Source organism: Alteraurantiacibacter aestuarii, from assembly GCF_039523595.1.
GTDB lineage: Bacteria > Pseudomonadota > Alphaproteobacteria > Sphingomonadales > Sphingomonadaceae > Alteraurantiacibacter > Alteraurantiacibacter aestuarii.
This window is the reverse complement of sequence record NZ_BAAAFP010000003.1, coordinates 24,698-39,720: the sequence shown is the minus strand read 5'-3', so window position 1 is coordinate 39,720 and position 15,023 is coordinate 24,698. Positions and strand designations below refer to the sequence as shown.

13 protein-coding genes are annotated in these 15,023 nt (G+C 62.1%); 5 read left to right on the top strand and 8 right to left on the bottom strand.

The annotated features are described in order from the left end of the window. Positions 1–202 precede the first annotated feature (202 nt). Positions 203–634 carry a response regulator gene (locus tag ABDZ98_RS13540; RefSeq protein WP_160591207.1) on the bottom strand — a complete coding sequence of 144 codons (432 nt, stop codon included), beginning with the start codon at positions 632–634 and terminating at the stop codon, positions 203–205. A 129-nt stretch (positions 635–763) separates the two neighbouring features. After that, positions 764–1,921, bottom strand: a complete 1,158-nt coding sequence (locus tag ABDZ98_RS13535; RefSeq protein WP_160591205.1) for an N-acetyltransferase — start codon at positions 1,919–1,921, stop codon at positions 764–766. A 140-nt stretch (positions 1,922–2,061) separates the two neighbouring features. On the opposite strand from ABDZ98_RS13535, the gene ABDZ98_RS13530 reads away from it, so the two are divergent. Beyond that, positions 2,062–3,153 (top strand): fatty acid desaturase family protein, encoded by a 1,092-nt coding sequence (locus tag ABDZ98_RS13530; protein WP_160591203.1) that lies wholly within the window; start codon positions 2,062–2,064, stop codon positions 3,151–3,153. A gap of 97 nt (positions 3,154–3,250) precedes the next feature. Here the strand turns inward: ABDZ98_RS13530 and ABDZ98_RS13525 are convergent, their stop codons facing one another. The 6 genes from ABDZ98_RS13525 to ABDZ98_RS13500 all read right to left on the bottom strand — a co-directional run bounded on the left by ABDZ98_RS13525 (position 3,251) and on the right by ABDZ98_RS13500 (position 9,631). Beyond that, positions 3,251–3,535, bottom strand: coding sequence for a hypothetical protein (locus ABDZ98_RS13525; protein ID WP_160591201.1), 285 nt, complete (start codon positions 3,533–3,535; stop codon positions 3,251–3,253). A gap of 111 nt (positions 3,536–3,646) precedes the next feature. After that, the gene (gene lptG / locus ABDZ98_RS13520) at positions 3,647–4,747 is read right to left on the bottom strand and encodes an LPS export ABC transporter permease LptG (RefSeq protein ID WP_160591199.1); all 1,101 of its coding nucleotides are present in this window, start codon (positions 4,745–4,747) and stop codon (positions 3,647–3,649) included. Further along, positions 4,737–5,978, bottom strand: a complete 1,242-nt coding sequence (locus ABDZ98_RS13515) for an LptF/LptG family permease (protein ID WP_160591197.1) — start codon at positions 5,976–5,978, stop codon at positions 4,737–4,739. Before ABDZ98_RS13515 ends, lptG begins: the two co-directional genes overlap by 11 nt. A gap of 122 nt (positions 5,979–6,100) precedes the next feature. Beyond that, positions 6,101–6,514, bottom strand: a complete 414-nt coding sequence (clpS, locus tag ABDZ98_RS13510) for an ATP-dependent Clp protease adapter ClpS (protein WP_419866768.1) — start codon at positions 6,512–6,514, stop codon at positions 6,101–6,103. A 232-nt stretch (positions 6,515–6,746) separates the two neighbouring features. Further along, a complete protein-coding gene (locus tag ABDZ98_RS13505; protein WP_160591196.1) occupies positions 6,747–7,592 on the bottom strand; it encodes a phasin family protein in 846 nt (281 codons plus the stop codon). A gap of 140 nt (positions 7,593–7,732) precedes the next feature. Then, a complete protein-coding gene (locus ABDZ98_RS13500) occupies positions 7,733–9,631 on the bottom strand; it encodes a PHA/PHB synthase family protein (RefSeq protein ID WP_160591194.1) in 1,899 nt (632 codons plus the stop codon). Positions 9,632–9,757: 126 nt separating this feature from the next. Between ABDZ98_RS13500 and ABDZ98_RS13495 the strand changes: the two genes are divergently transcribed. The 4 genes from ABDZ98_RS13495 to ABDZ98_RS13480 all read left to right on the top strand — a co-directional run bounded on the left by ABDZ98_RS13495 (position 9,758) and on the right by ABDZ98_RS13480 (position 15,017). After that, entirely contained in the window at positions 9,758–10,957 is a 1,200-nt protein-coding gene (locus ABDZ98_RS13495; protein WP_160591192.1) for an LL-diaminopimelate aminotransferase, read from the top strand. A 253-nt stretch (positions 10,958–11,210) separates the two neighbouring features. Next, entirely contained in the window at positions 11,211–11,822 is a 612-nt protein-coding gene (locus tag ABDZ98_RS13490; RefSeq protein ID WP_337190192.1) for a winged helix-turn-helix domain-containing protein, read from the top strand. Positions 11,823–11,926: 104 nt separating this feature from the next. Beyond that, positions 11,927–13,333 (top strand): MFS transporter, encoded by a 1,407-nt coding sequence (locus ABDZ98_RS13485; protein ID WP_160591190.1) that lies wholly within the window; start codon positions 11,927–11,929, stop codon positions 13,331–13,333. Positions 13,334–13,358: 25 nt separating this feature from the next. Next, positions 13,359–15,017, top strand: coding sequence for a dihydroxy-acid dehydratase (locus tag ABDZ98_RS13480; RefSeq protein ID WP_160591188.1), 1,659 nt, complete (start codon positions 13,359–13,361; stop codon positions 15,015–15,017). The last annotated feature ends 6 nt before the right edge of the window (positions 15,018–15,023 follow it).

Sequence of the window (15,023 nt, the reverse complement as noted above, 5' to 3'; positions counted from 1 at the left end):
GGCCGCCGGAACCGCGCAATGATTGGCGCATTTTATCCTATGTCACCGCCGAGACCCCCCCTCCCGTCCAAACGGCTGGTGACATGATCCCGAAGGGCCTCCGCTCCATTGAGCGGAGGCCTTTTAACTTTGGGGCCGGGTTAATTTGCCACTGCGGGAAAATGTGGAGTGGAAGAGTGGTTGTGGCTCAGCGCAGCTCGGATCAGCGCAGCGCGCTGCGCAGGCGGGCGATAAGGCCGGTCTTGTTGCCGCTCATCAGGACTTCAACCAGCTGCGCGGGATCGTAAGGCTTTTCGAACACCGCGCCCATCTCCTTGACCGAGGCGGGAATATCTTCCGGCGATCCGGTGGAAAAGGCGATGCGCGGGCGTTTTGGGCCAAGCAGGCTGACCAGTTCGGCCAGCGCCCAGCCATCATCGCGATCGGTCAGGTGGACGTCGAGGATAATGGCATCGGGGCGCGCTTTCTCCAGTTCGGCCACGGTGGCCGCCATGCTGGAACAGATGATAACCTCACCCGCGCCGCCATCGATCAGCGCCGCTTCCAGTGAAAGCGCCAGTACCGGATCATCCTCCACCAGCAGAACGCGCTGCATCGGATTCTTCTTCGGCTTTGCAGGCTTGTTCTTTGCCATAGTGTCCCCAGCAGATGGCCCACGCCATCCGGACAGCTAACGTGGTCAGTGGCTTGGTGGTTCCCGGCGCTGCACAAAAAGCACTCTTATGGGCGCAACTGTTGCAATACTGCCAACAATTGCTGCCCGTCAGAGCGGCTTGCCATAGATCCGGTACTCCCGGTTCATCTTGGCCTGGATGGCTTCGGCAATGGCCACCATCCCCTGATTATCTTCCAGCACCCAGCCCACTTCGGCGCGTTTCACGCCGTGTTCGGCAACCGCATAGCGGCGGATATATTCGATCATCATGAAGGCCAGCTGGCTGGCCAGGCGGCTGTTCTGGTATTTGCGCACCACGCCCATCAACGGCACGCGGAAGTTCGCGCCCCTGGGTTTGCGCAGCCACCACAGCAGTCGCGCCCAGTTGAACGGGAACAGCCTGCCGCGCATGGTAATCAGCTTCTCATTCATGTCCGGCAGAGACATCATGAAGGCGACCGGTTCCCCATCGACCTCCGCAATCATGTTTGCGCCTTCAATGATGATCGGCTTCAGCTTCTTGGCGGCATAGGCCTTCTCGGCCTCGGTAAAGGGCACGAAGCCCCAGTTGTTCGACCATGCCTCGTTCAGGATATCGATGAAGATGGCCGCGTCGCGATCGAAATGCTTCAGGTCGACCGTGCGCACGGTGATGTTTTCATTGCGCTCACCCGATTTCACGATGCGGTTGACGATCGGCGGGAAACCTTCGTGAACCTCCAGGTCATAGGTGTAGAGCTTCTTCGCCACTTCATAACCGGCGCTTTCCACCCATGCCTGATAGGCGGCATTGTCATGGCCCATCATGAACATTGGCGGATGGTCATGGCCGTGGGTCAGCAGCCCCGGCTCCTCCCACACGGACAGGCTGATCGGGGCCAGCACGCGGGTCATTCCCTCCGCGCGCAGCCAGTCTTCCGCGGCGGCGATCAGCGCGTGGGCGACTGCCTCATCCTCGGCCTCCAGCAGGCCCCAGTTACCGGTGCCCGGACCCATGCCCTGCTTCTCCGGCTGGGTCAGCGCCAGCTCGTCTATATGTGCGGAAATGCGGCCCACATCGCGGCCATCGCGCCGGGCGAGGAACAATTGCATCCGCGCATGTTCGTGAAACGGGTTCTTGCCCGGCGTCAGCAGTTCCACCATGTCGGCCCGCAGCGGCGGCACCCAGTTGGGATCATCGGCATTGAGGCGATAGGCCAGTTCTATGAAGGCCTTCAGCCCACCCTTGCCGGATACCGGTACAATATCTATTTTACTGCCAGACACGATCCATTGCCCTTGTTCATTCTGCCTTCGCTCTGCTTATGCTTTGCCGGCGATGTCAAGCGGCCCCGCGCCGTGCCGAAGATTGATCTTTGGCAATGGCAAGCCGCACAAGGCAAGATAAGAACTGGCGAAGACTGGATATGACCGCGACCCAATCTCTCGGCCCCGCAGGTGCCATGGCAACCGATGGCAGCACGCGCGTGCGCAAGTCGCAGATCGCTGACGACAAGGCGATGCTGCGCGCCGCGGCGGAGCTGACGCGCGATATCAACGTGGCGCGGCCCGCGATCTACTGGCCGGACATGATCCTTTCGGCGCTGGTGGGCTATGGCGCGCTGGCGGGCGCGATCCTGGCCACGGACACGTGGGTGGCGGTGGCATTTGGCCTGTTGTCCTTCATGGCGCTGTACCGCGCGCTGCTGTTCATTCACGAAATCACCCATCTGCATCGCAACGCCTTGCCCGGCTTTCGCACCGCGTGGAACATGCTGGTGGGCATCCCCATGCTCACCCCCAGCCTGATGTATGAGCAGGTGCACACGCTGCACCATTCGCGCATGCGCTATGGCACGCCGGAGGACCCGGAATATCTGCCGCTGGCGCTGATGAAGCCGTGGTCGCTGCCGCTGTTCATCCTGGTGGCGCTACTGGCCCCTGTGGGCCTGCTGATCCGCTGGGGCGTGCTGGCGCCGCTGGGGCTGATCTTCCCGGCCGTGCGCAAATTCACGTGGGAGCGGGCATCCTCGCTCTCCATCAATCCCGATTTCCGTCGCCGCCCACCCGAAAATGACGAGCAGCGCCGCTGGTTCGCGTGGCAGCAGATCGGCGCCAGCATCTGGGCGCTGTTCCTGATCTCCACACCGTTCTGGCTGGGGTGGAAGCCGCTGCTGGTGGCGATGGCCATCGCATCGGCGGTCGCCACCTTCAACCAGCTGCGCACGCTGGTCGCCCATCTGTGGGAGAATGACGGGGAGGCGATGACGGTGACCGCGCAATATCTGGATTCGGTCAACGTTCCGACCTTCATTGCCGGCCTGTGGGCGCCTGTAGGCCTGCGCTATCACGCGCTGCATCACCTGCTGCCAAGCCTGCCCTATCACTCGCTGCACACAGCCCATCACCGCATTGCCGCGCATCTGGGGGTGGAATCGACCTATCAGGGCGCGGTGCACAAGGGCATGTGGCCGCTGGTCTGGCGGATCGGCCGCAGCACCATGGGGCGGCGCGGCTAAGGCCCGCGCAGACGACACAAAGCAACCAGCAGCCAGAACGAAAAAGGCCCCCGCCATCGGGCGAGGGCCTTCCTGCCTGGTGGCTAAACCTGTCGCTTCAGTTGCGTTCAACGGAGAATGAGGGGTTGCCGTCAATATCTGCGCTAATGGTGGTGCCGCCATCATTCATGGTGGCGCTGATACCCTTTTCGCTAATCGAAAGACTGTCACCAGCCGAGCTGTTGTCGGCATCGGCAGGCGCAGCAGATGGCGCAGGCACATAGGCCGGCTCGGGGGTATTGGCTTCGACAACGGTGGTATCGCCTTCTTCCACCGTGTCGCCGCATGCCGCCAGGCCCAGAATGGCCAGGGCGGAAAGGGCTGTCAGACTACGCTTGATCATACCAATACTCCTTGGTGGTTACTGGCAGAGAGACTCCTGGGCGATGCAGCTGTTCCCAAAAAGGGCAAAAACAAGGCAAGATAGATCAGGCACGACCGTCGGCGGGCAATCCTATTCCTCGGTCCGCACCAGCACCGTCTCTCCCAGGAGGAAGAAGAGTATGAAGGGCGCCCATGCGGCCAGCAGCGGCGGATATCCGCCGAAACTGCCCAGCGCCAGCGCGGCATTCTCGACCACGAAATAGGCAAAGCCCAGCGCCATTCCGATCACCGCGCGGGCGAACAGATGGCCCGAACGCGCCAGGCCAAAACCCGCCACTGCGCCCAGCAAGGGCATCAGCATGGCGGACAGCGGGCCGGATATCTTGTGCCACCATTTGCCTTCCAGCTCCGCCGTGCGGCGTCCGGCGGCCTTCAGCGCATCGATAGACCGTGACAGCTGCGCCAGCGTTTCCGCATCGGGATCGACCTTGCGCAGCTCCACCTGACTGATGGTGGTGCCGGGCGCGACAACCAGCGGCTCCGTCGCGGCGGTGCTCTGCGCGGTGACCACATCGAACACCTGCGCATCGTCCAGCAGCCAGCCGGGATTGGCAAAAGTGGCGCGGCTGCCGGTGATCTGGCGGGTGATCATGCCTGCATCGTCGCGTTCATAGAAAGTCACACCGGTCAGCACGGCATCATCGCCAAGCCCGCTCAGCTCGCGCGCCATCAGCACATCATTGCCATCGTTGAAATAGACGTTGAGCCTCGTGTCGGGATCGACCGGGACCACGCCATATTCCACGTTCTCCCACGCCTTCAGCGTGGCGGTGGCGCGGGTGACGACGCGTTCGTTGAAGCTGAAACTGGCGAGCGCCACGAACGCCGCCGTCAGCAGCAGCGGAGCCAGGATCTGGTGCGCGGAGAGGCCTGCCGCCTTCATCGCCACCACTTCGCTGTTCTGGTTGAGACCTGCCAGCGTGAGGATGGTGGCCAGCAGCACCGAATAGGGAAGGAAGCGCTGGATCAGCTGCGGAACACGCAGGCTGACATAGGTGAACAGCTCGCTCTCCCCATTGCCCTCAAAGGCGAGGATATCGGCCGTGCGGCTGAGCAGGTCGAGCATCATCAGCACCAGCACCAGCATCGCCAGCACGGCAACGATGCGCACGGCGAACATCTTGGCCAGATAAATGGTCAGGCGGCGCGAGGGGAAGAAATCAAGCAGCAATGATTGTCTCTTCCTCTGGCTCTGCGGACCGTTCTCCGCGATGGCGGCGGCGCAGCAGGGCCTTTATCTGCCGTGCCAGCTTGGCATAGATATTCTCCAGCCCGCCAATCGGCTGTCCGCCGGGCACAAAGGCGACCTGATAATACATCCACCCGATCAGCGCGAACAGCAGGGCAAACGGCCCCCACAGCGCCAGGAACGGATCGATCCGGCCCAGCTCCGCCACGCTTTCCCCATACTGGTTGACCTTGTGATAGGCGACCACGATCACGATCGAGAGGAAGATGCCCAGAGACGAGGTGGAGCGCTTGGGCGGAATGGCCAGCGCCACCGCCATCAGCGGCAACATGATCATCATCACCACTTCCACCATGCGATAGTTGAAATTGGCGCGGCTGCCCTGCCGGTCCTGCACGCTGGCTTCACGGCTCCAGCCGATCTCCAGCAGCTCGGGCAGGACATATTCGCGCTCCGCATCGCCGCGCGCGCGGAATCTTTCCAGCGCGGGCAGGTCTATCGGCAGGTCATGCTGGCTGAAGCTGAGCACGCGTGAGCGGCCACTGGGCACGGTATGGATGATGGTGCCGTCGATCAGCCGCAGGATGATGGTGTTGCGATCCTCCCGATTGGCGAGGAAGCGCCCCTCGCGCGCGGAGATGGACAGCACCTGCCCCTTGTCATTGGCGACGCGGGCGAAAATGCCCATCAGGTCGCGCCCCTCATCCTGGCTGGCTTCGATGCGCAGCGCCATGCGATCCTCGATAGTGTTGAATTCGCCCACCTTGATCGATGCGCCCAGCGCGCCCGATCGCAGCTCGAACTCCATTTCCTCATAGGCATAGCGCGCCAGCGGCTGGAGATAGCCGACGATGGCGAAATTGAGCGCCATCAGCGCAAAGGTCATCAGGTAGGGCACGCGCAGCAGGCGGGTGTAGGACATGCCCACCGCGCGCATCACGTCCAGCTCGCTGGAAATGGCCAGCTTGCGAAAGGCGAACAGGATACCCAGCATCAGCCCCAGCGGAATCGCCAGACCGGCATATTCGGGAATGAGGTTGACCAGCATCCGGAAGACCACGTTCACCGGCCCGCCTTCTGTCGATACGAACTCAAACAGGCGGAGCATTTTTTCCAGCAGCAGCAGGCTGGCGGCAAGCACGAAGATGCCGATCATCGGCACCAGCACAAGCCGGAAAATGTAGCGATCAATTGCGGTGATGAAGTGCGACAAGGAATGGACCCAGCGGTTCAGTGCGGATTGCTACCCAAGGCCTTAGCGAAGAATGTGGGCGCGGTCATGCCCTGATATACCGGTGGAGAAATGCGCGCAAATCTGCGCACGAGCCGAAACGGTCAGGCCTTTTCCAGCGTGCACTGCAACGGGTGCTGGTTCTCGCGGGCGAAATCCATCACCTGATTGACCTTGGTCTCGGCCACTTCATAGGGGAAGATGCCACACACGCCCACGCCGCGCTGGTGGACATGCAGCATCACCCGCGTCGCCTGTTCCAGATCCATGCGGAAGAAGCGCTTGAGCACCATCACCACGAATTCCATCGGGGTGTAGTCATCGTTGAGCATCAGCACCTTGTACTGGCTGGGCTTCTTGGATTTGGTGCGGGTCCGGGTGGCAACGCCAAGCTGGCCGTCGCCGGGACCCTTGTCGCCGTCCCCTGCTCCGCCGCCATCATCGCCGCCATCACCCCCGTCATGACTCCTGTTTCCGGCGCGCTGGCCAACGGCAAGCGTCAGCGGACACGCACCCATGCACGCATCAGTGTGGTTCGGTTCAAGGGGTTCGAAATCGCGGATCATGGAAGAGCCAAATATCGTATCGAAGTGTTCAGGTGCAAGATGCCCGGTGAAATTCATCACCAAGTGGCTTGTCCGGCGGGGGCTGGAGTCCGGGCCAACAGATGCAAATGGGCCGGGCAGTCTGACTGCCCGGCCCATTCAGAACGCCGGCGGGAGAGGAGAGACCGGCGGTAGATCGTGTCGCTTATGCGACCTTGGAAAGCTTCTCGACAGCGATGGTCACGCGGCCGGAAATCGGCGCCATGACATCATTCGCCAGCTTCATGGCGGCTTCGCTGCTCTTCGAGGAAGTGGCGACCATGGCATCGAAATTGCGACGCAGGATCTTGCCCTGAAGCTGGAACAGCTCGGTCGGGCTCTTCACGGCAGCCATTTCCTTCATGTCGGCGGTGATGGTTTCATAGGCAGACTTCGCTTCATCAGCATAGGTCTTGCCCAGATCCTGAATGGCGCCGGCCATGATCTTGCTGCTCTCGACGATCGCTTCGACATTGCCCTTGGCAACTTCGGTCATTTCCGAAACCATGCCGGTACCCTTGTCGTAAGCTTCCTGAGCCTTGGTCTGCATTTCAGAGACGGCTTCAGTCATCGACTTGCTCATCATCTCGGTTACGTCGGCGGTCTTGGTAGCCATTATCTTTTCCTTCAATTCGGTGACACTGGGTGTCTTGTGGGGGGTGGTAACTGGTGTGGTCGCGGGCTTGGCTGCGGTCTTGACCGGAACCTTTCTTGCGGCCGGAGGAGATTTCTTTTTTGCTGCCGGTTTGGCCGGCTTGGCCGCTGGCCTGGTCTTGGCAGCCGGAGCTGCCTTCCTCGTCACAGCCACCTTCTTGACCGGTGCGGCCTTGGCAGGTGCCTTCTTCGCTGCGGGGACCGCGGCGACAGGAGCAACCGCCGGCTTTACAGCTGCCGGTTCAACAGCAGCAGGCGCGGGCGTTGCCACTTTGTCTGCCTTCACCGCAGCAGATGACACTGCATTGGTTTTGGCATTTTCAGCTTCACTGGCTTTGGACTCTTTCGGGTCGGCCATGTTTCCTCGCTTGTTGCATTGGTGTCCGGACAGCTAATTGCTGCAATGCACAAATAGCAATCGCAGGTGCGAAGTCAAGGAAAAATGTTGCAGTGCACCATAAGTGAGGATGCGCGTCCCTTGCGGGCGGTTTCGTGCCCTCAGCGCATCGCCACATAACGGCCCGGAGCATCCTCCAGTGCCGGATTGTTCTTGCCGCCCGGCTTGCGCCTGCCGGTGGCTTTGACGCGGTCCGATCCCAGCGATTCAATCCAGCCGATCCAGTCCGTCCACCAGCTGCCGGGGTGTTCCTTCGCCCGGGCCTCGAAATCCTCGAGCGACGAACTGTCCGCTGCACCGGTCCAGTACTGGTACTTGTGGGCGGACGGCGGATTGATCACCCCGGCGATATGGCCGCTGCCCGCCAGCACGAAGCGCACTGGCCCTGACAGCTGGCCGATCATGCGGAACACGCTTTCGGGCGGAGCGATGTGATCCTCCCGCCCGGCCTGCACATAGGCGGGCGTGGTGATCCGGCTCAGGTCTATCGGCGTGCCATCGGCGGACATCTCGTCCGGCTTCACCAGCCGATTGTCGCGGTAGAGATCGCGCAGATAGGATTCGTGCCATTTGGCCGGCAGGTTGGTGACATCGCCGTTCCAGTACAGCAGGTCGAAAGCCGGGTAGTTCTCACCCAGCAGATAGTGGTTGACCACATAGTTCCAGATCAGGTCCGTCCCGCGCAGCATGTTGAACGTGGCCGCCATATAGCGCCCGTCCAGAAACCCGCCCTGGCTCGCCTGCCGGATCATTTCCAGCTTGGTATCGTCGATGAACATTTTCAGCTCACCCGCGCGTTCGAAATCGACCTGCGCGGTCAGGAAGGTGGCGCTGGCCACCCTGTCCGCCTGCTCACGCCGCGCAAGGACCGCCAGCGTCGCGGCCAGCGTGGTGCCCGCCACGCAATAGCCGATGGTGTGCACGCTTGGCACTTTCAGCCGCTCGCGCACGACGTCAATCGCTTCCACCTGCGCGCGGATGTAATCGTCCCATGTCACATCGGCCATGCTCTCGTCAGCGGATCGCCAGCTGACCATGATCACGCTCAGCCCCTGATCCACCGCCCATTTGACGAAGCTCTTCTTCGGGTTGAGATCGAGGATGTAGAAGCGGTTGATCCACGGCGGGAAGATTACCAGCGGGGTTTCCAGCACCGTCTCGGTGGTGGGCGTGTACTGGATCAGCTGGAAAAGCCGCGTTTCATAGATCACCTTGCCCGGCGTGCAGGCGATGTTCTCGCCCAATTTGAACTGGCTGGTATCGGTGTGGGTCAGCTGGCCCTTTTCGATATCGGCGGTCAACCGCTCCATGCCCTTCACCAGATTCTCGCCATGGGTTTCGATCGTGCGTTGCAGCACCACCGGATTCATCATCGGGAAATTGGACGGGCTCATCGCGTCGAGGATATTCCTGGTGGCGAAGCGCAACTGCTCGCGCTCCTCCGGCTCCAGCCCGTCGACCTCGTCCACCGCCTCTGCCACGCGCTCTGCCAGCAGCAGATAGGTCTGGTGGATCAGCGCGAACACCGGCTGCTGGCGCCATGCCGGATCGGCAAAGCGCCGGTCCTTGCGCGGGAAATGCGGATCATCGGTGGCGCTGGCGGCGGCATCTTCCTGCTCGCCCTCCGGCCCGTAATGGGTGAGGATCTTCTCCCACAATTGCACGCCCTCTTCCCACAGCTCGGCCTGCTCTTCGGGATCGAGGAACGGCATCTGGTCATACCAGGCCTGCATCATCGCCATCCACTGCGCCGGATCGGCCATGAACGGCGCGGGCATCACCCCGCCCTTGCCATCGCTCTTGCTGTTCATGTCGAACCAGCTTTGCTGGAAGGCCATGATCGATGCGCCCAGCTCATCCACATCGTGCTGGTCGGGCATGTGGCGGGCCACTTCGGGCGCGAAGGTCTGCATGACCTGCCGTGCCGCCTCGCCCTGCATGCGCAGCATTTCGGTGAATATGTCTGCCGCTTTATCGGCTTCGCCCGTTTTCTTGCTCATTTAATCATCATAGAAGGAAATATGTGATTTGGGAGACAATACCGCCCGATGTATCGACCTGCGTTGCGCGACGCGGTCGATTCGGCCACACTCGCGCAGCACCATCAACCTGATGAAACGGAAATCATGGATACCGAATTCTACCGCATCAAGCGCCTGCCGCCATATGTCATCGCCGAAGTCAACGCGATGCGAGCGGCCGCGCGAGCGGAAGGGCGCGATATCATCGACCTTGGCATGGGCAATCCCGATCTGCCCCCGCCTGCCCATGTGATCGACAAATTGTGCGAAGTTGCGCGCGATCCCTCGTCGCACGGCTATTCGCAATCCAAGGGCATTCCCGGCCTGCGCAAGGCTCAGGCCAATTACTACCAGACCCGCTTCGGGGTGGAAGTCGATCCTGAAAAGGAAGTGGTCGTCACGCTGGGGTCCAAGGAAGGTCTGGCCAGCCTGGCCACGGCGATCACCGCGCCGGGCGATACCATTCTTGCGCCCAATCCGTCCTATCCGATCCACACTTTCGGCTTCATCATTGCCGGGGCATCGATCCGCTCTGTCCCCACAACGCCCGACGACCGCTATTGGGCGGAGCTGGAAAAGGCGATGAACTTCACCGTCCCGCGCCCCACGGTGCTGGTGGTCAATTTCCCCTCCAACCCCACCGCCGAAGTGGTCGATCTGGCGTTTTATGAGCAGCTGGTGGACTGGGCCAAGTTCCACAAGGTGTGGCTGCTGTCCGACCTCGCCTATTCGGAGCTGTATTTCAACGGCAAGCCCACTCCCTCGATCCTGCAGGCCAAGGGTGCAAAGGATGTGGCGGTGGAATTCACCAGCCTGTCCAAAACCTATTCCATGGCTGGCTGGCGGATCGGATTTGCCGTGGGCAATCCGACGCTGATCTCCGCCCTCACGCGGGTGAAGTCCTATATCGATTACGGCGCCTTCACCCCGATTCAGGCGGCCGCCTGCGCCGCGCTGAACGGGCCGCAGGACATCGTCGAAAAGAACCGCCTGCTGTATCACAAGCGACGCGACGTGATGGTCGAGGCGTTTGGCCGCGCCGGCTGGGAAATTCCCCCGCCCCCCGCCAGCATGTTCGCCTGGGCGCCCTTGCCGCCGCAACTGAAGGAAATGGGCAGCCTGGAATTTTCCAAGCAGTTGCTGATCCACGCCGAAGTCGCCGTGGCGCCGGGCGTGGGCTATGGCGAGGATGGCGAAGGGTTCGTGCGCATCGCCATGGTCGAAAACGAACAGAGGCTGCGGCAGGCAGCGCGCAATATCAAACGCTACCTGCAAAGCATGGGGGTAAACTCTTCCGCCGCCTGAGGTGCCGAAAAGCAAATCATGTAGGCCCATGGGCAGTCCGAGCAATCGTGCATAATACTGAATTGCATGTTTGTCCGTTTGGCTGTGCCATGCACAGCTGAAATGGGGCAGGAGTGGAGTTGTGGCATACTTCGGCTGGGTAGCCGATACATCTGAACCGCCCGAAAAGTGGGACCTGCGGCTGGGGGGCTGGCAATTGTGCAGGGGTCGTGATGGCTGTCGGGCCGACTGCAAGCATGTCCTGATCTGCGATGTGCGGAGCCTTACCCCGGCGCAGCGCTGTGGCCTGGCCGAGGCTGACCGTCCGGCGTGGCGGCTGATCCTGGTGGGCGTGGCCGATGCCGCCGAACGCGCCAGTCTGCTGTCCATGGGGTGCGCGGAAGTCCTGCCCGATTGCGCCAGCATGCGCGAACTTTCCGCCAGATCGCAGCGCGTGGCGGAAATGTTCGGCCTGTTGCCGCGCTGGCGCACGCTGGGGCCGATCACGCTGGACCTGTTTCACCGCGATGCACGGCGCGGAGCGCGCTGGCTCAGCCTGCATCCGCGCGAATTCGGCGTATTGTGGCGTCTGGCCGATAATCCCGGCGAACGGGTCACGCGCGGGCAATTGCTGAAAGACGTGTGGCGCATCAGCCACGAGCCGGAAACCAACAGCGTGGAAGTGCATGTATCGCGCCTGCGGGCCAAGCTGGCGGCAGCGGATTGCGAAACGCTGATCCAGACCGCGCCCGAAGGTGGCTACCGGATCGTCAACCACACGCCGTTCATGTTCGCGCAAACGCCGACGCAGGCCGATGCCCTGGACAATTATCTGCGCGATCTGGATTGGCATGAAGGCGAAAAGGTCAAGGCATCCCAATTCTGAACTTTTTCAGCCAATACAATTTTTGACCAATTGCCACCTAGCGGACTTGCCCGCCTGCCTCTATCGTCATCGCCATAAAAGGGGATCTGGGGAGAGGATCGATCATGGCCAGTACGCAGGCCACTACACCGGCCAATACGCTGGACGTCGCGAAATTCCTGGAAGATCGCGGGATGACGCGCTTCCATATCTATCTGCTTGTCATTTCCAGCTGCGTCACATTCTTCGACGGGCTGGACTTCTCGCTGATCTCCTTCACCCTGCCCTATCTGCGCGAGGAAATGGCGCTGACCGATACTATGACCGGCCTGGTCAGTTCGGCAGCGTTCCTGGGGCAGATGATCGGATCGCTGGTCGGCTCCTATATCGCCGATATCGTCGGGCGGCGCCCGGTCATCATCTGGTGCACGTTGCTCAGCGCGGTGCTGACTTTCATCACCGGCTTTGCCGACGGGCCGTGGATGCTGATCGTGCTGCGTCTGCTGGGCGGGCTGGCGATTGGCGGCCTGCTGGCTCCGGCATGGTCGATCAATATCGAAAGCATGCCCGCGGGCAAGAAGGCGCGCGCTGTCACCATCATCATGCTGGGCTTCAGCTTTGGCGGTGCGGCGGCAGGTCAGGTGACCAATTTCCTCGCCCCGGTCTATGGCTGGGAAGGCGTGTTCTTTGCCTGCGGTGCCGCCACCGGCGTGCTGGCGCTGATCCTGCTGTTCACCATGCCTGAAAGCGCCCGCTGGCTGGCCGCCAAGGGCAAGCCGGCAGACCGCATAGTGCCGCTGCTCAACCGCTTCGATCCTGCTGCCGACCTCAAGCGCTTTACCCATTTCGTGCTGTCGGATGAGCGCAAGGCCAATGCCCGGCAGGACCCGCTGGCCAATCTGGCGGAGCTGTTCCGTGGCTGGCTGATCTATATCACCCCGCTGATCTGGTTCGCCTATTTCTGCTCCAGCTTTGCGATCTATCTCAAATCCAGCTTTGGCGTGCTGTTCCTGGAGGAGCTGGGGATAGAGCGCACGATGGCCGCCGATCTCAGCTCCATCGGCGGGATGATCGGCGCCATTGCCGGTGTGCTGCTGCTGGTGTTCACCGAAAAGCGCGGACCTGCATGGATTGCCGCCGCGCCGTTGCTGGGGATTCCGCTGGCCATGCTGATCGGATCGGGAGCGCTGCTGGAAGGCGCGCTGTTCATTCCCGTGGTGCTGGCCGGATCGATCATGATCAGCGCCGGACATGCGGCGGTGATTTCCATCACCAGCATCTATTACCCCAGCGCCGTGCGCGCCACCGGGGGTGGCTGGGCCAGCTTCATGGCCAAGTTCGCCGCCGTGGCCGCGCCCAATGTGGGTGCCGCCTGGTTCCTTTCCAGCAAGTCCGCCGTGCTCGATGGCTATATGTTCACGGCACTGTGCCTGGTGGGTGTGGTGATCGGACTGATGGCGCTGGCCTATTTCGCGCGCAAGCTGGCGGCAGATCGCCTGCTGGAAGATGCGCAGCCCCAACCGGCCGAATAGAAGGCCACCCAAGCAGGATTTACCCATGCCAGAACTACGCAGCCTCGCCGCGAACTCTCCGTCTCGCCGGGCGAACTGGAAGGCGCTCGGCCTGTCGCAGGAGGACATGCTCAAGCCCAAGATCGCGGTGGTCAATTCCTCCAGCGAGCTGGCGATCTGCTATGCCCACCTCGATGGCATCGCCAGGATCGTGAAGGAGGAAATCCGCAAGGCTGGCGGCATACCATTCGAAGTGCGCACCGCCGCCCCGTCGGACTTCATCACCGGCGCCAACAAGGCCGGGTCCTATATCCTGGCCGGGCGTGACATCATCGCCAATGACATTGAGGTGCAGGTGGAAGCCGCGCTGCTGGATGGCATGATCTGCCTGACCAGCTGCGACAAGACGCCGCCGGGCCACCTGATGGCCGCAGCGCGCCTCAACATTCCCACCATCCTTGTCATCGGCGGCTACCAGCAGGCAGGCCAGATCGATGGTGAGCCGGTGGACGTGGAGGATGTGTGGTCGGGCCAGATTGGTGAGCGGTTCGGCAAGAAGCCCAAGTTCCCCATCGCCGACCTGGCTGAAAATGCCATCATGGGGCCCGGTGTTTGCGCGGGCATGGCCACGGCCAACACCATGCATTCGGTGGTCGAAGCGCTGGGCATGGCACTGCCCGGCCATGCGCCCGTGCGCGGCAATTCGCCCAAGATGCAGGAAAACGCCCGCGCCGCCGCCCGCCGCATCGTGGAAATGGTGGGTGAGGACCTCAAGCCGCGCTCGATCCTGACCGAAGGCGCATTCCGCAATGCGATCGCCACCGTGCTGGCCGTCAGCGGCTCAATCAATGCCATCAAGCATTTGCAGGCGACCGCCATCGAGGCGGAAAACGGCCTCGATATCTTCGCCATGTGGGAGGAGATGGCCGATGTGCCGGTGCTTTCCGCCGTGCGGCCAACGGGCGAAGTGCGGATCGAACAGTTTGAGGATGCCGGCGGCGCGCGCGCCATATTGAAGCGCCTGCTGCCGATGATCGAAGGTTCCGCGCTCACCTGCACCGGCAAGACGCTGGCGGAAAATCTTGAAGGCTATGAGGTTGAGGGACCGGACGTGATCCGCCCGCTGGACAATCCCATCGGCCCCGGCCCCGCCATCGCCATTCTCGGCGGCAATTTCGCCGATACAGCGGTGGTCCGGCTGGGCATTCGCGATGGCTCCCGGCCAGAGGAATTTGAAGGCCCTGCCCGCGTGTTCGAAAGTTCCATGGAGTGCCTGCAGGGGATCGAGGACGGCGTGGTCAAGCCGGGCGACGTGGTGATCGCCCGCAATCAGGGGCTGAAAGGCGGCCCGGCGATGGGCGGCAGCGCCAGCCTGGTGCTGTTTGCGCTCGACGCGGCAGGCCTTGCCAAGACCACCGCCTTCGTCACCGATGGCCAGCTTTCGGGCCTGTGCCTGAAGGGCCTGACCGTGGCCGAAGTGGCGCCCGAGGCAGCCATCGGCGGTCCCATCGGGCTGGTGCAGGATGGCGATATCATCCGCATCTCTGTCCAGAACCGCAGCATCGATATTGACCTGACAGCCGAGGAGATGGCCACCCGCACCGGCCCGGGCTTCCGCATTCCCGCCACCGGCTACCTCAGCACCTTCCGCCAGGACGTGCAGCCGATGCGCACCGGAGGCGTGTTGCTGCCAGCCAAGGAATAGACCACC

What these genes read in the sequence shown, in the direction of transcription:
- ABDZ98_RS13540 (WP_160591207.1), bottom strand. Translation starts at nt 634, where the DNA reads ATGGCAAAGAACAAGCCTGCAAAGCCGAAGAAGAATCCGATGCAGCGC.
- ABDZ98_RS13530 (WP_160591203.1), top strand. Translation starts at nt 2,062, where the DNA reads ATGACCGCGACCCAATCTCTCGGCCCCGCAGGTGCCATGGCAACCGAT.
- ABDZ98_RS13525 (WP_160591201.1), bottom strand. Translation starts at nt 3,535, where the DNA reads ATGATCAAGCGTAGTCTGACAGCCCTTTCCGCCCTGGCCATTCTGGGC.
- clpS (WP_419866768.1), bottom strand. Translation starts at nt 6,514, where the DNA reads ATGGGTGCGTGTCCGCTGACGCTTGCCGTTGGCCAGCGCGCCGGAAAC.
- ABDZ98_RS13505 (WP_160591196.1), bottom strand. Translation starts at nt 7,592, where the DNA reads ATGGCCGACCCGAAAGAGTCCAAAGCCAGTGAAGCTGAAAATGCCAAA.
- ABDZ98_RS13500 (WP_160591194.1), bottom strand. Translation starts at nt 9,631, where the DNA reads ATGAGCAAGAAAACGGGCGAAGCCGATAAAGCGGCAGACATATTCACC.
- ABDZ98_RS13495 (WP_160591192.1), top strand. Translation starts at nt 9,758, where the DNA reads ATGGATACCGAATTCTACCGCATCAAGCGCCTGCCGCCATATGTCATC.
- ABDZ98_RS13485 (WP_160591190.1), top strand. Translation starts at nt 11,927, where the DNA reads ATGGCCAGTACGCAGGCCACTACACCGGCCAATACGCTGGACGTCGCG.
- ABDZ98_RS13480 (WP_160591188.1), top strand. Translation starts at nt 13,359, where the DNA reads ATGCCAGAACTACGCAGCCTCGCCGCGAACTCTCCGTCTCGCCGGGCG.